The sequence below is a fragment of the Alteromonas sp. ABH4_457 genome, assembly GCF_056160625.1.
Map to the genome: position 1 here is coordinate 381,731 of NZ_JBSWXN010000005.1, position 18,173 is coordinate 399,903.

Annotated in this window: 16 protein-coding genes and 1 pseudogene; 9 read left to right on the plus strand and 8 right to left on the minus strand. The window is 47.7% G+C overall.

The annotated features are described in order from the left end of the window. Positions 1–148 precede the first annotated feature (148 nt). The 4 genes from ACXAGR_RS14485 to ACXAGR_RS14500 all read left to right on the plus strand — a co-directional run bounded on the left by ACXAGR_RS14485 (position 149) and on the right by ACXAGR_RS14500 (position 7,811). The gene (locus ACXAGR_RS14485; protein WP_474851094.1) at positions 149–2,719 is read left to right on the plus strand and encodes a TonB-dependent receptor plug domain-containing protein; all 2,571 of its coding nucleotides are present in this window, start codon (positions 149–151) and stop codon (positions 2,717–2,719) included. 144 nt (positions 2,720–2,863) lie between these two features. After that, positions 2,864–3,421, plus strand: a complete 558-nt coding sequence (locus tag ACXAGR_RS14490) for an RNA polymerase sigma factor (RefSeq protein WP_474844733.1) — start codon at positions 2,864–2,866, stop codon at positions 3,419–3,421. A gap of 3 nt (positions 3,422–3,424) precedes the next feature. Next, positions 3,425–4,492: a FecR family protein gene (locus ACXAGR_RS14495; protein WP_119500675.1), complete on the plus strand. Its 1,068-nt coding sequence runs from the start codon at positions 3,425–3,427 to the stop codon at positions 4,490–4,492. A gap of 424 nt (positions 4,493–4,916) precedes the next feature. Next, positions 4,917–7,811 (plus strand): TonB-dependent receptor plug domain-containing protein, encoded by a 2,895-nt coding sequence (locus tag ACXAGR_RS14500; RefSeq protein ID WP_474851095.1) that lies wholly within the window; start codon positions 4,917–4,919, stop codon positions 7,809–7,811. Between the two features lie 45 nt (positions 7,812–7,856). Here the strand turns inward: ACXAGR_RS14500 and ACXAGR_RS14505 are convergent, their stop codons facing one another. Next, complete coding sequence (locus tag ACXAGR_RS14505) at positions 7,857–8,051, minus strand: (2Fe-2S)-binding protein (protein WP_119500676.1); 195 nt, start codon at positions 8,049–8,051, stop codon at positions 7,857–7,859. A 224-nt stretch (positions 8,052–8,275) separates the two neighbouring features. Between ACXAGR_RS14505 and ACXAGR_RS14510 the strand changes: the two genes are divergently transcribed. Further along, a complete protein-coding gene (locus ACXAGR_RS14510) occupies positions 8,276–8,881 on the plus strand; it encodes a peroxiredoxin (RefSeq protein WP_474851096.1) in 606 nt (201 codons plus the stop codon). An 80-nt stretch (positions 8,882–8,961) separates the two neighbouring features. On the opposite strand, the gene ACXAGR_RS14515 is transcribed toward ACXAGR_RS14510, so the two are convergent. After that, entirely contained in the window at positions 8,962–10,284 is a 1,323-nt protein-coding gene (locus ACXAGR_RS14515) for a sugar porter family MFS transporter (protein ID WP_474851097.1), read from the minus strand. Positions 10,285–10,390: 106 nt separating this feature from the next. Then, the gene (gene rnt, locus ACXAGR_RS14520) at positions 10,391–11,026 is read right to left on the minus strand and encodes a ribonuclease T (protein WP_119500679.1); all 636 of its coding nucleotides are present in this window, start codon (positions 11,024–11,026) and stop codon (positions 10,391–10,393) included. Between the two features lie 190 nt (positions 11,027–11,216). Here rnt and ACXAGR_RS14525 point away from each other — a divergent pair, with 190 nt between their 5' ends. Continuing rightward, complete coding sequence (locus ACXAGR_RS14525; RefSeq protein WP_119503346.1) at positions 11,217–12,080, plus strand: flagellar protein MotY; 864 nt, start codon at positions 11,217–11,219, stop codon at positions 12,078–12,080. A gap of 8 nt (positions 12,081–12,088) precedes the next feature. Here ACXAGR_RS14525 and glpQ read toward each other — a convergent pair whose 3' ends face one another. Both glpQ and ACXAGR_RS14535 read right to left on the minus strand, forming a co-directional pair. After that, the gene (gene glpQ, locus ACXAGR_RS14530; RefSeq protein WP_474851170.1) at positions 12,089–13,102 is read right to left on the minus strand and encodes a glycerophosphodiester phosphodiesterase; all 1,014 of its coding nucleotides are present in this window, start codon (positions 13,100–13,102) and stop codon (positions 12,089–12,091) included. A gap of 205 nt (positions 13,103–13,307) precedes the next feature. Then, positions 13,308–13,667 (minus strand): hypothetical protein, encoded by a 360-nt coding sequence (locus tag ACXAGR_RS14535; protein ID WP_474844739.1) that lies wholly within the window; start codon positions 13,665–13,667, stop codon positions 13,308–13,310. A gap of 317 nt (positions 13,668–13,984) precedes the next feature. On the opposite strand from ACXAGR_RS14535, the gene ACXAGR_RS14540 reads away from it, so the two are divergent. Beyond that, a complete protein-coding gene (locus ACXAGR_RS14540; protein ID WP_474851098.1) occupies positions 13,985–14,425 on the plus strand; it encodes an aspartyl protease family protein in 441 nt (146 codons plus the stop codon). A gap of 4 nt (positions 14,426–14,429) precedes the next feature. Here ACXAGR_RS14540 and ACXAGR_RS14545 read toward each other — a convergent pair. Next, a pseudogene (locus tag ACXAGR_RS14545) lies at positions 14,430–14,671 on the minus strand (endonuclease III); the annotation flags it as partial. Between the two features lie 19 nt (positions 14,672–14,690). Next, positions 14,691–15,617, minus strand: coding sequence for a LysR family transcriptional regulator (locus tag ACXAGR_RS14550; RefSeq protein ID WP_474851099.1), 927 nt, complete (start codon positions 15,615–15,617; stop codon positions 14,691–14,693). A gap of 112 nt (positions 15,618–15,729) precedes the next feature. Between ACXAGR_RS14550 and ACXAGR_RS14555 the strand changes: the two genes are divergently transcribed. Together ACXAGR_RS14555 and ACXAGR_RS14560 are read left to right on the plus strand one after the other, a co-directional pair. Beyond that, entirely contained in the window at positions 15,730–16,716 is a 987-nt protein-coding gene (locus ACXAGR_RS14555) for a zinc-dependent alcohol dehydrogenase family protein (RefSeq protein ID WP_474851100.1), read from the plus strand. An 11-nt stretch (positions 16,717–16,727) separates the two neighbouring features. After that, positions 16,728–17,531: an SDR family NAD(P)-dependent oxidoreductase gene (locus ACXAGR_RS14560; RefSeq protein ID WP_474851101.1), complete on the plus strand. Its 804-nt coding sequence runs from the start codon at positions 16,728–16,730 to the stop codon at positions 17,529–17,531. A 2-nt stretch (positions 17,532–17,533) separates the two neighbouring features. Here the strand turns inward: ACXAGR_RS14560 and nth are convergent, their stop codons facing one another. Then, entirely contained in the window at positions 17,534–18,166 is a 633-nt protein-coding gene (gene nth, locus ACXAGR_RS14565) for an endonuclease III (RefSeq protein ID WP_474844744.1), read from the minus strand. Positions 18,167–18,173: the final 7 nt, after the last annotated feature.

Here is an 18,173-nt window from a genome sequence, read left to right on the forward strand (position 1 = left end):
TATGGGTTTGCGGTCTATAAGTTCCCCAACTAACGCGGTAAAAGTTAGTGTGTGTATTATTAAAAATATAAAAATTCCGGCTAAATTGACACGTCATTTTCAGTGCTGATTCAGCCGGGGGAAAAATCGCAAAATCCAGGAAACCACTATGAAAACGTCAATGTCAAAACTGACAAAAAATGTGCGTACTGCACTGGCAGCTTCTGCTGCTGTAAGTATGCTGGCCTCTGTGAATGCTTATGCGCAGGAAAGTGAAGAAGCTGCAGCGAAAGATGTTGAAAAAATCGCTGTTGTCGGTACCCGTGCCGCTCCCCGTTCAGTCGGCGACTCTCCTGTTCCGGTAGATATCATCTCCAGTGATGAGTTCCAGAATCAGGGCGCAACTGACATGGTATCGATGATGCAAACCGTCGTACCTTCTTTCAACGTAAATGACCAGCCTATCAACGATGCGTCAACACTGGTTCGTCCGGCTAACCTGCGTGGTATGGCTTCAGACCACACTCTGGTGCTGGTAAACGGCAAGCGTCGTCACCGCTCTGCAGTTATCACCTTCCTGGGTGGTGGTTTGTCTGACGGTGCACAGGGTCCTGACATTTCTGTTATTCCTTCATCTGCTCTGAAACAGGTAGAAGTTCTGCGTGACGGTGCTGCAGCACAGTACGGTTCTGATGCGATTGCCGGTGTTGTTAACTTCGTACTCAAAGACGCTGATGAAGGTGGCATGTTTGAAGCCCGTTACGGTTCATACTATGAAGGTGACGGTGACATGATGCAGGTTTCCGGTAATATCGGTTTACCATTAAGCGAGAAGGGTTTTATTAACCTGTCTGCTGAATACCGTACATCTGATCCAACGTCACGCAGTGTACAGCGTGACGATGCGGCTGCACTGATTGCTGCCGGTAACACCTTTGTTGCTGACCCTGCTCAAATCTGGGGTAGCCCTGAAATCAAAGACGACATCAAAGTTTTCGCAAACTTAGGTCTGGAACTGAGCGACAATGCCGAAGCCTATATGTTCGGTAACTACGCAGAACGTGAAGTAGAAGGTGGTTTCTACTACCGTAATCCGCATAACCGTGGTGGTGTTAACGACGGTGGTACAGATGCTGACGGCAACCAGTTACTGCTGGTTGGTGATCTGACCGGCGATATGTCCGGTAACTGCCCGACAGACATTCTGGTGGGTGACAATGTATTACAGAACCCGCGTTACATTGAAGAAGTCGCAAACAATCCTGATTGTTTTGCGTTCAACGAAATGTTCCCGGGCGGTTTCACGCCGCGCTTCGGTGGTACCGTTCAGGATATGTCACTGGTATTCGGTACCCGTGGTGAACTGGCTAACGAAATCGGTTATGACGTCAGCTTAAACCTGGGTCAGAATGAAATTGATTTTGCCATTTCAAATACCATTAACCCGTCTATGGGTCCGGAAACACCAACTTCATTTAAGCCGGGTACCTATGTACAGTCTGAACAGACTCTGGATATTGACCTGACTAAGCCAATCGAAGTGGGTCTGAATGATCCGCTGTACCTTGCCGGTGGTTTCCAGTACCGTCATGAAAGCTACGAAGCGAAAGCCGGTGACATTGCGTCTTACACTATCGGCCCGCTGGCTTCTCAGGGCTTCGGTATCGGTTCAAACGGTTTCCCGGGTCTGTCTAACAAGAGTCAGGGTGAAGCGTCACGTAACAACATCGCATTCTACCTGGATGCGGAATTATATCTGACTGACGACTTCCTGGTTGCAGCGGCAGTGCGTTACGAAGACTTCTCTGACTTCGGTAATACCACGAAAGGTAAACTGTCTGCCCGTTATCAGGTGACTGACAGCATTGCATTCCGTGGTGCGTACTCAACAGGCTTTAAAGCACCAACGATTGGGCAGAGCACAGTACGTAACGTAACCACAGCATTCGGTTCAAGCGGCCAGCTGGAAGATCAGGCTACATTGCCTCCTACCGATCCTATCTCTGTTCAGAAAGGCGGTACGCCGCTGACGCCTGAAGAGTCTGTATCTATGAGCTTCGGTGTGGTTGCTGAGTTTGATAACGGTCTGTTCCTGACTGCTGACTACTACAACATTGAAGTGACTGACCGTATCAGTACAACATCTGCTATCGCACTGACAGAAGAAGACATTGCTGCGCTGTTGGCGCAAGGTGTTTCTGACGCATCAAGCTTCTCCGCGGTTAAGTTCTTCACCAACGACTTCGATACCACTACTGAAGGTCTTGACGTTGTTGCTAACTACAGCCAGGACATGTTCGGCGGCGAAACTAAGTACTCTCTGGCATACAACTGGACTTCAACTACTGTAGACCAGGCGTCTGAGAACATCACACCAGAGCGTGTGCGTATGCTTGAAGACAACCTGCCGGCAACCCGCTGGAGCTTCACTGCTAACCACACCAATGGTGACTGGCGCGTACTGGGTCGTGTGAACTACTACGGTAGCATCTTTGAAGATCACCTGGATTCAGGCTTACCAATCGATAACATCGGTTCTGAGCTGTCTCTGGATGTTGAAGTGGGTTACAGCGTAAGCGAAAACCTGCAACTGGTTGTCGGTGCGAAGAATGCGCTGGATGAATATCCGGACCGCAATACGCAGTATGACAATGAGATTGCCGGTGCAGCTTATCCGGTTACCTCTCCGCTGGGTATCAACGGTGGCTTCTACTACGTTCGCGGTATTTATACCTTCTAAGCGTAGCAAAGGGTTACAAAAAGGGGGCAGCTGCCCCCTTTGTTCCCAACTTAAGTATAAAAAATAATGCATGACTTCATGAGCAAAAAACTGGCATCATAGAGCGACTTGTAACGGTTTAGCTACACTGCCTGTAAAGAGATTATGTCCAACAAATCGACTATCGCCGCCACTTTCATAAAATACCGCACAAAGATGATGCGGGCGGTGAGTGCTATTGTCAGTTCGGATGATATTGAAGACATCGTGCAGGAAGCCTTTATTAAAAGTTATGAGGCTGAATTAAAACAGGAAATCCGCTATGAGCGGACCTACATGCTGAAAACGGCCAGAAATCTCGCGCTTAATCACGTGAACAGTGCGGCGAGCCAGTTAAACCAGCCGGTAGATGATATGGATATGCTTCCTCACGATTTAGTGGGTTACAGCCTTGAGAAGCATGTCGAAAGTAAAGAGCGCTTTATTCATTTTTGCAGAGCAACAGAGTCCTTGTCGCCTGAAGTGAAGCGGGTGTTTTTATTAAAGAAAGTCTATGGCATGAGCCAGCGGGATATTGCAGATCTGACGGGCCTGAGTGAAAGTACCGTCGAAAAACATGTAGCTAAGGGGCTGTTGCAATGTTCACGTTTTCTGGCAGCCAGTGCCGGTACCGGTGGTAAAGGTACAACAGGGCAGACAAGATCAGGACAAACAAGTAGTTAAGCCATGAGTAATGTGAGCAAATTCACCAGTAAGGATGACATACACGAGGAAGCTTGCCTTTGGGTAAGCCGTATCGATCGTGGCTTAACCAGCGAAGAAACAGACACGCTCAGGGACTGGCTGAATGCCAGTCAGAGCCACCGCCGTATTTTATTTGACGTGGCGCGTGTCTGGGATGATTTAAGTGTACTGAATGAATTAAAAGGCATGTTCCCCCTGCGACCGCAGATTAAAGGGGAAACGGGCAAAGCCAGAAAAGTACTTCGCCAGGCACGCTGGAGCGTAGCGGCCGGTTTTCTGCTTATGGCAGCAGCAGCTGCCATGATGGTTGATTCTTACTGGCTGGGTCAGAATGACACCGGCTATCATCTGGCGCAACGCATCGGAACGGCCATTGGCGAACAGAAAACACTGACCTTAAATGATGGCTCAGTGGTGCACATGAACACTAATTCGGCCATTCAGATTAACTTTGACGGCGAGCGCCGCCTTATTGATTTAATTAAGGGCGAAGCACACTTCACAGTGGCTCACGACGCTTCCAGACCATTTACCGTAACAGCCGGCATAAATACGGTAACAGCCATTGGTACCGCTTTTAATATGCAGTATACAAACAACGAAGCATTTGAGTTGGTGGTGACAGAAGGTAAAGTGCTGGTGCAGGACAAACAAAATTCTGTGAGCCGGGAAGAAATTGCTGAAATGATTCAGAAAGGCAATGCATTTGGCAATCTGAAACTGCTTACTGCCGGCGAAAAAGCGAACGTTGACGGCGAACTTAGCGACCTTAAAAATCTCGATACAGATGCAATGGAACAGGACCTGGCCTGGCAACAGGGTATGATCGTGTTTAAAGGCGAGGCGCTGGAAGATGCTTTACGTGAAATTGAACGCTACACCGCTGTTGATTTTACCATTGAAGGTGAAGCGCTGAAGCAGAAACGGGTTGCCGGATATTTTAAAGTGGGCGACATCAGTGGCTTGTTGTCGGCGTTAAAGAACAGCTTCCACATTGAACATAAACGTGTTGACGCGATGACCATTCAGTTGTCTGAACAACAGGGATAACACAATGTATACTGCCCGCTAAGACGGGCAGTGTTGTAGTTAACGCTTTGACTGTCATATGAATATTCCGGAGAAATAATACCGGGTCCGCCGTTTAACCCTATATTTCCGCTTTATACTCTTTATTCCCACTTTTCCTGCTGTTTCCATATTGTGTAAAAGCACAGAATTCTGTAGCGTTGCGTATAAAGGAAGTGATCCGGTAAGGCGGGAAAATATTTAACTGAGCGGTTTGATGTTTTCGCGGTTATTATTGTACAGGGTTCTGGTTTTACTATTATTAACGAATAGAAGAAAAGTAGTTGTGTTGCTAAACGTCCTGTTTACTCACAAAAATAACAATAAAACGGGCTGAAAACGGACTTCCCGGTATGGGTGGCGGTTTTCTTTTTACAACACAGATATTGTCGACTGTCAGATTCTCATGCGCAAAACACTTCTTCGCTTATCGCTAATCCGCGTGTTGACTGCTGCAAGCTTTTGCGCAGCCAGTTATACCGCGCCTGTGTTTGCGCAGCAAAAAATCGACTTCGATATTCCTCCTCAAAGTGCTGACGCTGCTCTCACTGAATTTGCCAAACAGGCAAATACCACATTACTTTTTCCCTACGAACTGGCAGAGAAAGTCCGCGCCAATGGTCTTACCGGCTCGTTTACTTTGCAGGAAGGGTTATTGCAGCTGCTTCGCGGCACTGCGCTTGCCGTACAGATTGACGCAACCGGCATGTTAACGGTGAAAGCGGTCAACGAGCTGAAAACACCGCCACCGCGTCCGCCACGCCCCAGAGTCAATGACGATATTGGTTTTTCTATTGAACGGATTGCTATTGTGGGCACTCGCAGCGCACCCCGTTCAGTTGTGGAGTCACCGGTACCTTTAGACATTATTGCCGGAGATGCACTGCAGGCGCAGGGCAGCACAGATGTATTAACCATGCTGGCCGGCGTGGTGCCGTCGCTGAATGTTAACGACCAGCCCATTAACGATGCCGCCAGTCTGGTTCGCCCGGCAAACCTGCGGGGAATGGCGGCTGATCACACGCTGGTATTGTTGAATGGCAAACGCAGACACCGTTCTGCAGTGATCACATTTTTAGGTGGCGGACTGTCAGACGGCGCTCAGGGACCGGATATTTCAGTGCTGCCGGCAGGCGCCATGCGTCAGGTGGAAGTACTGCGCGACGGCGCTGCTGCGCAATATGGCTCTGATGCGATCGCCGGTGTTATCAACTTTGTACTGGATAACCGCCGTGAGGGCGGGTATATCGCCGGCAAAACCGGGCAGTATTACGAAGGTGACGGAGAAAGCGTGCAGTTGCAGGCGAATACAGGTCTGGCACTGGGTGACGGTTTTTTTAATATTACGGCAGAATATCAGCAGCAGAATGCGACCAGCCGGTCTGTGCAGCGCTCTGATGCACTGGCACTGACCGAAGCCGGTAATCCCTATGTTACTGACCCCTCGCAAATCTGGGGCGCGCTGGATGTAGGCAGTGATATGAAACTGGCTTTTAATGCCGGTTTGCCTTTGGATGATCACACTGAATTGTATTTTTTCGGCACCGCGGCACGGCGTGCGGTAGATGGCGGCTTTTATTACCGTCATCCGCATACCCGGCTGGGGGTGTTCAGTGATCCGGAGTCGTCAGAGGATAAACTGTTAGTTGCCGATAAAGACGGCATAGGACAGGGAATAGCCTGTCCGGATATCTTCATTTCCGGCGCAAATGTGCTGGACAATCCTGCTTATCAGCTGATTGCAGATAACACTACACCTACAGGGGCAAACTGTTTTGCATTTAATGAATGGTTCCCCGGTGGTTTTACTCCCCGCTTCGGCGGTGTGATCAAAGACGGCTCTTTATTCGCAGGGATTCGGGGCGAACTGAACAAGCACTGGCTATTTGATCTCACTGGCAGTGTCGGATACTCCAATGTGCGTTTTCGTCTGGAAAACACCGTTAACCCATCCCTGGGCGATGCGTCTCCTTTATCCTTTTCCCCCGGCGCAGTAAGCCAGGTCGAGCGGACGGTAAATCTTGATTTTTCCCGCTTCTATGATGGCTGGACATCCAAACCGGCCAGCGTGGCTGTCGGGTTCGAATGGCGTCGGGAAACCTACGGACAAATCGCCGGCGATGAAGCATCGTGGGTGGAAGGGCCCTTTGCCAACGACGCTTCCCGCAACGATTCCGCCGGCTTCAGTGTGGGTTCCAATGGCTTTCCCGGCTATCAGCCTATGTCTGCGGGCCACTGGAGTCGTCATAACTGGGCCATGTATGCCGATCTGGAGTTACACCTGACTGAAGATTTGCAGGTAGCAACGGCGCTGCGCGGAGAACATTTTTCAGATTTCGGCTCAACACTGGATGGCAAGATTAACCTCCGGTATGTCCTCAACGATGTGATTTCTTTTCGCAGCTCGCTGAGTACCGGTTTTAAAGCGCCTACGGTAGGGCAGAGCAACGTCATTAATATTACCACTGCCTATGCCTCTTCCGGTCTGGAAGATCAGGCAACCCTGCCGCCTACCCATCCTGTTTCCGTGCAACTGGGAGCAGAACCACTGACGCCGGAAGAGTCTGTGAACGGCAGTGTGGGCTTTGTTGCTTTTTGGGATGAAGATTTTTACCTCACGATGGACTATTTCAATATCCGCCTGCAGGACAGAATTAGCACAACGTCTGCCATCCCTCTCACTGACAGTGATATCGACCTGCTGTTAAGTCAGGGCAACCGTGAAGCGGATAATTTTAATGCGATAAAGTTTTTTGCCAATGATTTCGATACCGAAACACAGGGTATAGATGTAGTAGTGAATTATCGTTTTGACGTCGCCGGTATTACCCATGCGCTTACTACCTCGATGAACTGGACTGACACCAAAGTGAAGCGGTTATCGGCATTCCCGCAACGAAACCGTGACGGTGAAGTGGTGCTGGTACCCAGTCTTACCCCGCAGCGGGTCAGAATGCTGGAAGATAACCTGCCAGCTGTCCGGGTAACCAGCACGTTAAAACAGCACTGGCAGGCCTGGTCACTGTTGTGGCGCCTGAAATATTATGGTGGTTTTTATGAGGATCATGTAGACGCCGCAGCAGACATGGACATTAACAGTGGCAGTATGATTACGCTGGATACAGAACTGAGCTGGCATTATTCAGAAAATCTGACCTTCGCGTTAGGCGCATCTAATCTGTTTAATACGTATCCGGACCGGAATCCATACAGTGAGGTCGTCGGCGCGTTGTATCCGCCTACAGCGCCGTCCGGCATCAATGGTGGTTTTTATTATCTGCAGTCGCGATACGACTTTTAAGAAAGAAAGGGAAGAATAAACGTCAGAGAAGTGTGACTATGAGGATCAACACACTTCTTTGAAAAGAGATTCATCGACTATAGTCGAATCGATAATTTGCTGGGCCATCTGAATGCATTTTCCACACTGGTTTCCCAGTTCCAAATGCTGACGCAGTTCACGGATGTTACCCACACCGTCCTGTTCCACTGCATTCATGATGTCTTTATCCGTCACGCCGTAACACATACAAACGAACATACAACAAACCTTATTAACTTCAACGTGAATGATAATAGTTGTTATTTGTATAATTAGCAATACTTCTGCAACAATCTTTCGATTAATCTTTAGTCTACATTAAGAAAACAAAGGGATTTATTTTTGATTTAGGCCTGAAAAACCTTGGCTTTCAGATAACTGCACCTATATTGGTTATGCCTGCGGGCAAACAGATAATATTTAAAAGATTAATGGAGCGAACAATGAGCGTACTGGTAGGCCGTCCGGCCCCTGACTTTACTGCAGCAGCTGTTTTAGGAAGTGGTGAAATTGTAGATTCTTTCACGTTAAGTGAAGCTATCAAAGGTAAGAAAGCCGTTGTGTTCTTTTACCCTCTGGACTTCACTTTCGTGTGTCCTTCTGAGCTGATCGCATTTGATAAGCGTTATGAAGAATTCCAGAAGCGCGGCGTGGAAGTGATCGGTGTTTCTATCGATTCTCAGTTCTCACACAATGCGTGGAGAAACACACCGGTAAATCAGGGCGGTATTGGTCCGGTTAAGTACACTCTGGTTGCTGACGTTAAGCACGAAATTTGTCAGGCCTACGATGTGGAACATCCTGAAGCGGGTGTTGCTTTCCGTGGTTCATTCCTGATTGATGCTGAAGGTAACGTACGTCACCAGGTCGTTAACGATCTGCCTCTGGGCCGTAACATCGATGAAATGCTGCGTATGGTTGACGCGCTGACGTTCAACGAAGAGCATGGTGAAGTATGTCCTGCTGGCTGGACTGAAGGTAAATCGGGTATGGATGCATCTCCTGCCGGAGTTGCTAAATACCTGTCTGAAGAAGCAGACAAGCTGTAAGCAAAGCCTGAAATACCTGAAAACGCCGCCCGGAGCACTGCTCCTGCGGCGTTTTTTTATTTCTGTAGTGGCGTTATGATTTAACGCTGTGAGCGGGAAAGCGCATCTCCCAAATCTTCCAGCGTCTTTCCCCGTGTTTCGGGGAAAAAGGTAATCACACAAATAAGCTGGCAGGCCATCATAACGGTAAAGAACGCAAACAGAGCGGATGCTGAAAACTGGCTCAGCAACCAGGGCATCAGCAGGGCAATCAACGCTGCAAACACCCAGTGAGTGCTGCTGCCCAGGGCCTGACCTTTGGCGCGGACACTGTTAGGAAAGATCTCCGAAATAAACACCCAAATCACAGCACCCTGGCCCATGGCATGAGAAGCAATGAATAAAAATATCAGACCCACCACGAGTATTCCCTGCCATTGCAACCAGAACGCGCAGGTGAGCAGACTCAGAGACACCAGATAGCCCAGTGAACCGGCAAAAAGCAATTGTCGTCTGCCCATTTTATCGATCAGTGCCAGTCCGGCGAGGGTAAATATGAGATTAACAAGACCTATACCGGCGCTGGATAACAAAGCCGAAGAAGCATCCAGGCCGGCCAGTGAGAATATTCTGGGTGCAAAGTAGATAACAAAATTAATGCCTGACAACTGATTAAACATCGCTACCAGAAAAGCCAGCAACACCGGTAAACGGTAGGCAGCATTGAACAGTGACGGGCTGCGATGATTCTGAACATCCCGCTTTACAGCAGCCAGCACAGCATCCGGGTCAGTTTCACCGGCGCGGAGCAAAATATCCCTGCTCTGTTTTTCATCATTCCGGTGCAGGAGCAGCCAGCGCGGGCTTTCCGGTACATTAAGTACTAGTAACAGATAAATCATTGCCGGAATGGCTTCTATACCCAGCATCCATCGCCAGTCAAGGCTGAACCAGGCGGAGAGTATAAAATTTGAAAGAAAGGCGATGAGAATACCAAACACAATCTGGAACTGATAGGTGGCTACCATACGGCCCCGTTTCTGCGCCGGTGCAATTTCAGCAATGTAGGCGGGCACCGCAATGGAAGACACGCCGACCCCAAACCCGCCAATAAAGCGCATAATGCTGAAAAACACAGGATCGGTTGCCAGTGCGGAGCCAATGGCTGACACCACATACAAAATACCAATGCCAACAAGTACTGGTTTGCGTCCAAATTTATCGCAGGGAATATTGGCGGTAAGGGCGCCGGCAACGGTACCCCACAGGGCAGAAGACATGACCAGCAATCCGTGAGTCAGATCTGAGGTTTGCCATAAAGCCTGAATAGGCTGATCAGCGCCGGAAATAACAGCGGTATCAAATCCGAAAAGAAAACCGGCGAAGGCGACGGTCAGGGTCCAGAGGACAACGGGGTGTTTCATAACGTACACGACTTAAACGATTCAGTTATTCTCAGTGTACGTTACAATTTGTTAACAAGAAAGAGGCGACGTCAAATAGAAACCGGATAGTTGTTCCTGTGACCGGTCATTCCGCTGGCGCGACTGGCCAGCCACCTAAATGTTTGTAGCGGTTCACAATGTAGCAAAACAGTTCTGCTGTCCGCTCTGCATCGTAAAGGGCACTGTGTGCTTCACTCTGATCAAACGCAATCCCGGCTTCACGGCATGCCTTTACCAGTACTGTCTGACCGACGGCTAACCCTGCCAGTGTCGTTGTGTCGAAAGACACAAACGGGTGAAACGGAGTGCGCTTAATGTTACTGCGGGCAATCGCGGCATTTACAAAGCTCTGATCAAAGGTGGCATTATGGGCCACAATCACTGAGCGTTGACAGTCTGCATCTTTCTGCAGTTTGCGGATTTGCTTACATACGTCTTTCATGACATCGGCTTCATCCAGTGCGCCCCTTAGCGGACAATGAGGATCAATGCCATTAAACTCCAGTGCAGCCGGCTCCAGGTTCGCGCCCTCGAAGGGATTGACATGGTGATGCACGGTTTTGTCGGGGTGCAAATCACCTTGTTCATCCATACGCAAAGTGACAGCAGCGATTTCCAGCAGTGCATCAGTTGTAGCATTAAAACCGGCAGTTTCCACATCAATAATGACAGGAAAATAACCACGGAAACGGTGCTTTAACAAATTCGCGTTTTCAGACATAGATCGAAGAAGCCTCTGAATAAACAAGTGCATGGGCAGAGCAAAAATGGATTATCGCAAGATACGCCGTATGTATCTACCTTTGTTACCTGTGAGGGAAGGGGATTATACTGACCATTGTGCTAAACTTTTTGCGCAGGGCGGCGATAAAGAAAGAGCCACCTCTTTTCTCTTAGTTTCAGGGCATATTATGTTTCGACAGGCTTTATTGTGTTTTTTGCTGATAAGTGCACCGGGTTACGGCGCAATGCGCCAGTATTCTGCGACTGTGGAATCCTCTGACTGGCAATTGAAAGATGAAAGCCGTCTGCAGTGCACTTTATCTCATGCGGTACCCGGTTACGGCGATGCCGAGTTCTCCAGCGTAGCGTCGAAGCAACTGAATATGGAATTCGAGCTGGACATGCAACTGCTGCCGAAGAAATTTGGCGTGGCCGCCGTTTATTCAGTCCCTCCTTCATGGATGCCCGGCGCAGCACCTAAAAACATTGCTGATATGACCCTGCGAACCCAGTACAACGGCGACCTGCCTGAGCAAGCTGCCTGGACAATGCTCAGTGAACTGGAAAAGGGCTACTGGCCGACTATCTACTATCAGGACTGGTACAACGAATACGACAAAGTGGCTGTTGCCTTGAATGCCAGCAACTTCACACCGGTATACCGCAACTTCGTGAAGTGCGTGTCACAACTGTTGCCCTACAGTTTTGATGATATTGCCTACACCGTGCTGTCTTACGAGAAAAACAGTGTGGATTTAACCAAATACTCAGAAAAGCGTCTGAACATGATTGGGGAATATCTGAAAGAAGACAGCGGACTGGAATTGGTGTTACTGGACGGTTATACCGACAGCTATGGCGGACGCTGGAGCAACGAGCAGTTATCTGTCCGCCGTGCTAATCAGGTGAAAGAGTATTTTACAGCCATGGGTGTGGATGCCTCCCGTATCGAAGTCACTGGCCACGGCGAGAAGCGTCACATCTCGCCAAATGACAACAGTGACGCCCGTGCGCTCAACCGCCGCGTTGTAGTGCGGTTATCCAGGGGGTAGACGTCTGGTTATTTTCCGCTGTGTTGTAAAAAGCTTTTTACCGGCGGGACCTGATCGGTAAAAACACCATCAACCGCCAACGGTCCGGTTAGCAGTCCGAGGATCTGTTCTGCTGTCTTACCTGTTGGCAGTGCATCAATTCTGAATGTATAAGGGTGAATAATCAGCCCTTCTTTTTTCGCCGTTGCCAGCCAGGAAGCAGGGACAACCTTACCTTGCTGTATTGCCTTCATGTCCAGTAACTGTGGTAACCAGGGACCAATGCCATCAGCATATTTTGCAATATCATGCATGCCCTGTTCAGTCAGAAGTGCCTGGTAATCAGTGGGAGACTCACCCCAGCTGTTGTCAGCCAGCAACAAAACTATCTTGCCTTTAAAACCCAGCTCGTCGCGCAGACGCTTAACTTCAGCAAAATCAAAACACTGCACATAAATATTGGCATTCCCGCCATTGAGGTCATAGCGCGCCAGTGTATCAAGCAGAAGTTGGCTGATATCTGTGCCTTCTTTTTTATGCCAGGCTGGCGACTTGATTTCAGTATAAAAGCCAATGTTGCTGTTAAATTCGCGGTTTAATTCACTGATGAGTTCTATATGTTCATCTAACGTAGCAATGGTAAACAGCGCTTTATTGCCATGATAGCGCTTGGCAAACACTTGTTTTCCAGCGGTATCCGCCCGCTCTTTTACTTGAAGAGTGCGCAATTCCGCTAACGTGAAATCCAGCGCATACCAACGGCCATCGTCACGGGCGCGGTCAGGAAACTTCGCGGCCACATTGGTTACTGTATCCAGATGAATATCATGAAGTACAACCAGTTCACCATCTTTAGTGGCTACCACATCCTGTTCGATGTAATCCGGTTGCTGGGCAAACGCCAGTGTTGCAGCTTCCAGTGTATGCTCGGGAAGATAGCCGGATGCACCTCTGTGAGCAATGATATCGAATGCAGCAGCACTGGTACTCAAACACAGTGTAGAAAAGGTGAAAGAGAGCAAAGTGTTTTTTAACACAAACAGATCCTTTATTGGTGAACGACACAGGTAACGACAGCAAAAGAAAAGCATACAGGATGTTTTTGCCGGAACCAAAACCTCTATTCTGGCGGGGAAAGAAGACATTCGTGTGACGTAGATCTGTAAAAGCGGAAGGTACTGAAAAAATGGTCAACGAGGAAAGGGAACAGGACGGCCTAGTCAATTCTACGCCGCCCTGACATTATGTTCAGAAGCGCTTAAACGGGGGACGAGTGCCCTGTTTTCCGCTTTGTTGTTCCGTTTCCAGCAGTTCAAACTGAGCGACATCGTATACAGGCATCGTTGTTGTGATGCGGCGGTAGGGAGGTTTACCCCGCATGATGACCTCTTTCACTTCCACATACTCTTTAGGTTCGCCACCTGCCAACTCAAGTTGAGCCACGTCATGTACCGGCAGGCTGACTATTTTGCGTTTAAACGGTGGTTTACCGGCATAATCCACAACCTGGATATCAACCATTTCATTATTTCGTGTTTCGCCGGCAGCCGCTCCGGTAAACAGGGCCGGTAAAACACATAAGCTCAGCAGAGAGAGGGTTCTTTTCATAACAGTGTCCTTTTGTTTGCATCAAAATGGTGCTTTATTCCATTGTATGGCTGAATAAAAATGAAACAATACTATCTGGAGATAGTTTTAATCTATCAGCTGTAGGGTTTAGAGAATGCTTAGCTATCAAATGTGGACGATTTCACTACTTTTTTTCTTTTCATGCTTTTTGGTGGTGCAATTTGGCTGGTTGTGCACTTATTTGGTTTGTTGGATGGGCACTGAGAGGAACAGGGTAATGAAATATCAGTAACTTACCGGAATGGCGTTTAAGTTGCTGTAACTGTACAGGTATCGTCAGCAGGGCCGGAACAGTTATGAAGAGCATCATTTTATGGGTAGCAGGAATGCTGCTTTCAACTGCCGTAGTTGCCAGTGAACAGGCGGTGCCACTTGACCAGAGTGCAGGCGGTACCCTGTACCTTGAAGCGACGCTTGAATCGGCAGTCACAGCTTCATTTCTTCTCGACACCGGCTCCGGCTTGCTGACCTTAAATAAAGCAACTTTTGAGGCGTTAACCAAAGGCCGGAAGCTGAAAAAATCGGGTAAATCGGCAGCCAGACTGGCGAACGGTAAAATTCTCACTGTGTCGCAGTATCAGCTCAGTTCAATCCGTATCGGGCAGGCTTGCGAACTGGGTCCGGTAGAAGTTGCCGTGATGCCGGGAGGAAACAATATTCTGGGTATCAACACACTGCTCAAAGCGGCACCGATGACCATCACGGCTGAGTCTGTCACCCTTTCCGGTTGCCGCTAGTAAATCAGACTTCTGTTTTTTCCTTAAAATCACACAGATCTTCAATAATACAGGAACCGCAACGTGGTTTGTGGGCGATGCAGGTATATCGGCCGTGCAGTGGTGAACGTCGACCTTAAATTCAGCAGGTACGACTTTTAACAGCTTTTCTTCCACTCTGTCCACGTTCTTGCCCATGGCATATTTAGTGCGGTTTGATACCCGAAATATGTGTGTGTCTACAGCGATAGTGGGCCAGCTAAAGGATAATTAAAGTAGGTATTGATTAAACAGAGTGTGGCTGGGGGTGCTGTTTAAGCTTTTCATCCCAATACGGTTCACTATTAAAGTAACTCGAAAAGTAATCAATAAACGCTCTGACTTTAGGTGCTAATTGTCTGGAGCTTGGGTAAACCGCCCAAATAGCGGTTTCAGAAATCAATGGGTATTCGGATAATACTTCTACTAACTCACCATTAATTAATTGTTGATAGGCACTCCAGGTTGAATTGACAGTTATACCTATGCCATACGAGCAAGCGTCACGTATTGCTTCCCCGTTGTCGGTACTAAAGTTGCCGGTGACTTTAATATTTAGCGTTTCATTGCCACCCTTAAATGCCCAATGATCTAAATTTAAGAGGGTTATACAGTTATGATCTCTCAGTTCCATGGGTGAGGCAGGAGAACCATATTTAGATATGTACTCAGGGGACGCACATAAAATCCGTCTATCGTTTACTAGTTTTTTGGCTATTAGTGTTGAGTCTTTTAATTGCGAATTTCGGATGGCAATATCAAAACCGCCTTCTACTAAATCAACTATGGTATCGGACAGTTTTAAATCTATTTTTAGATTAGGGTATTCATTCATAAAGCCTTTCATCGCAGGCAATATATGCATGCGACCAAATGAAGCTGGAGCAGCAACACGCAACGTTCCACTTGGCTTTAAGTTCCCAACCCCCACCGATGCTTCAGCCGCTTCCACGCTAGCAATTACGTCTTCAGCATGATGAAGAAATGCGACGCCATCTTCAGTTAAAGATATCTTTCTTGTTGTTCTATGAAAAAGCCTTACGCCCAAACTTTCTTCCAGCTTTCTAATATGGCTACTCGCCACAGCGGCAGATAAGCCAAGTTCAGCGCCTGCAGAGCTTATGTTGTTTGTAGTGGCTACTCTAACAAATAGCTTTAGATACTCAATATTCATTATAAACTTTTTGTTGAAAGTGATTATTTATTTTGGGTAATTATCAATATCTCCTTTGAAGATTATACTCGTTTTAGCTTAAACATGAACTGAGCGTAACCGGAGAGTCAAAATGAGAGCAATGGTAGTTAACAAATTTGGTGGACCAGAGGTATTTGAACTTAAACATGTCGGCAAACCAGAAGTGAAACCGATGCATGTTTTGGTGAATATAAAAGCCACAAGTGTGAATACCGTGGACACAATGATCCGTCAAATGGGCAGCGAGTTACCTTTGTCCCCTTCAGCGCCTGCTATTTTGGGAATGGATTTCGCCGGAATAGTAGAAGAAGTGGGCGATGGCGTGACAGATTTCAAAATAGGAGATGAAGTGTATGGGTGTGCTGGTGGGCTTGCTGATCTGCCCGGGACATTAGCAGAATATATCGCTGCGGATTTTCGACTTATAGCTAAGAAGCCAGGGAATTTATCCATGGAACAAGCTGCCGCACTGCCATTAGTGGGTATTACTGCTTATGAAGGGCTAACCCGTGCGGGTGTTAAACAAGGCCAAAAAGTGCTGGTGCATGGTGGCTCAGGAGGTGTTGGTCACGTAGCGCTTCAACTTGCAAAATATTTTGGCGCTGAGGTTTATTCAACAGGAGGGGGAGATGCGCAGCTAGCTCTTATCAGTAAGTTAGGTGCCACTGCTATAAATTACAAAACAGAAGACGTGGCCGAATATGTAGAAAAATATACTAAAGGAATTGGCTTTGATGTTGTATTTGACTCGGTTGGTGGTGAAAACATGCTGAACTCGTTTGAGGCGACTGCTTTAAACGGACACGTTGCCACAACTGTTGCAATGCTTGACTTAGATTTATCGTTAGCTCATTTCAAAGGTTTGTCTTTGCATGTGGTATTTATGCTGATACCCATGCTCCACAATGTAAATCGGGAAGATCACTCTGACATACTTACGGAGCTAGCCCAAATTGTTGAAGCGGGAGAGCTTGAAGTTGTTCTGGACAGTCAATCATTTTCACTAAATGAAGCGGGAAAAGCACATGAACGATTATCTAGTGGAAAAGCCATTGGCAAAGTTGTGATAAGCGTGTGAAGAGGGATGAAATGAAAACCATATTAATCACAGGTGCGACTGATGGCATTGGTTTAGAAACCGCGCAGATATTGGCTGGTTTAGGACACAACCTGGTTATTCACGGACGAAATGCAGACAAGCTGAAAAAGACTCACAAATTGCTGTTAGAGATTGCTCCAAATATTGAAATAGATACTTATAAGGCTGACCTCTCGGACCTTTATCAAGTGGGGCAGTTAGTGGACAATATAAAAAAATGTCATCAATCGCTAGATATTATTATCAACAATGCAGGCGTATTCAAGACGGATAAGCCTGTTAGCGGTGTCGGGGTGGATGTAAGGTTTGTCGTTAATACGATTAGCCCTTTCATCATCACCAAAGGGTTACTGTCAGTGCTAAAAGATAATGGGAGGATTATTAATTTGTCATCTGCTGCACAAGCGCCGGTCAACCTCGAAGCTATGCGCGGGAGTTTGACGATTGCAGACGACTTTCAGGCTTATGCTCAAAGTAAATTGGCCATTACTATATGGTCACAAGAGTTAGCCCGGGAACTAAAGACAGACCAGGTTGTATTAGCGGTTAACCCCGGTTCATTATTGGCTAGTAAAATGGTTAAAGAAGGTTTTGGTTTGGCAGGAAACGATATCGGGATCGGTGCTGAAATATTAGTTAAAGCATCGCTCTCTGATAAGTTTGCAGAAAGCTCCGGCCGGTATTTCGATAACGATTCTAAAACGTTTTCGGTGCCTCACGTTGATGCTGCAAATTCAGAGAAGAATAAAGCGTTAATGACAATTTTGGAAAGCTTCTACACCCAATTTGGATAAAACTACCCGGTCTTATCCTTAAACTCACACAAGTCTTCAATAATACAGGAACCGCAGCGGGGTTTGCGGGCGATACAGGTATAACGGCCGTGCAGGATCAGCCAGTGGTGAACGTCGACCTTAAATTCAGCAGGCACGACTTTTAACAGCTTTTCTTCCACTCTGTCCACGTTCTTGCCCATGGCAAACTTAGTGCGGTTTGATACCCGAAATATGTGAGTGTCTACCGCAATCGTGGGCCAGCCGAATGCTGTATTCAGTACTACATTCGCCGTTTTACGGCCAACGCCCGGCAAAGCTTCCAGCGCCTCCCGGCTTTCCGGTACCTCGCCATTGTGCTTTTCAACAATGATCTTACTGAGTTTGTGCACGTTTTCGGCTTTGGCATTGTAAAGACCAATAGTCTTGATGTATTCCTTTAAGCCATCTACGCCCAAATCTGCGATAGCCTGCGGCGTATTGGCCACGGGAAACAGTTTGGCCGTCGCCTTATTCACACCCACATCGGTGGCCTGTGCTGATAAGGTCACTGCGACCAGCAATTCAAAGGGTGTAGTGAAGTTCAATTCAGTAGTGGGATGAGGATTAGCATCTCTCAGCCGGGTCAGAATTTCCTTTCTTTTCGTATTATTCATAGCAACA

Excerpts from the sequence above, each read along its gene's own strand:
- ACXAGR_RS14485 (WP_474851094.1), top strand. The coding sequence starts at position 149 with ATGAAAACGTCAATGTCAAAACTGACAAAAAATGTGCGTACTGCACTG.
- ACXAGR_RS14490 (WP_474844733.1), top strand. The coding sequence starts at position 2,864 with ATGTCCAACAAATCGACTATCGCCGCCACTTTCATAAAATACCGCACA.
- ACXAGR_RS14495 (WP_119500675.1), top strand. The coding sequence starts at position 3,425 with ATGAGTAATGTGAGCAAATTCACCAGTAAGGATGACATACACGAGGAA.
- ACXAGR_RS14500 (WP_474851095.1), top strand. The coding sequence starts at position 4,917 with ATGCGCAAAACACTTCTTCGCTTATCGCTAATCCGCGTGTTGACTGCT.
- ACXAGR_RS14505 (WP_119500676.1), bottom strand. The coding sequence starts at position 8,051 with ATGTTCGTTTGTATGTGTTACGGCGTGACGGATAAAGACATCATGAAT.
- ACXAGR_RS14510 (WP_474851096.1), top strand. The coding sequence starts at position 8,276 with ATGAGCGTACTGGTAGGCCGTCCGGCCCCTGACTTTACTGCAGCAGCT.
- ACXAGR_RS14515 (WP_474851097.1), bottom strand. The coding sequence starts at position 10,284 with ATGAAACACCCCGTTGTCCTCTGGACCCTGACCGTCGCCTTCGCCGGT.
- rnt (WP_119500679.1), bottom strand. The coding sequence starts at position 11,026 with ATGTCTGAAAACGCGAATTTGTTAAAGCACCGTTTCCGTGGTTATTTT.
- ACXAGR_RS14525 (WP_119503346.1), top strand. The coding sequence starts at position 11,217 with ATGTTTCGACAGGCTTTATTGTGTTTTTTGCTGATAAGTGCACCGGGT.
- ACXAGR_RS14535 (WP_474844739.1), bottom strand. The coding sequence starts at position 13,667 with ATGAAAAGAACCCTCTCTCTGCTGAGCTTATGTGTTTTACCGGCCCTG.
- ACXAGR_RS14540 (WP_474851098.1), top strand. The coding sequence starts at position 13,985 with ATGAAGAGCATCATTTTATGGGTAGCAGGAATGCTGCTTTCAACTGCC.
- ACXAGR_RS14550 (WP_474851099.1), bottom strand. The coding sequence starts at position 15,617 with ATGAATATTGAGTATCTAAAGCTATTTGTTAGAGTAGCCACTACAAAC.
- ACXAGR_RS14555 (WP_474851100.1), top strand. The coding sequence starts at position 15,730 with ATGAGAGCAATGGTAGTTAACAAATTTGGTGGACCAGAGGTATTTGAA.
- ACXAGR_RS14560 (WP_474851101.1), top strand. The coding sequence starts at position 16,728 with ATGAAAACCATATTAATCACAGGTGCGACTGATGGCATTGGTTTAGAA.
- nth (WP_474844744.1), bottom strand. The coding sequence starts at position 18,166 with ATGAATAATACGAAAAGAAAGGAAATTCTGACCCGGCTGAGAGATGCT.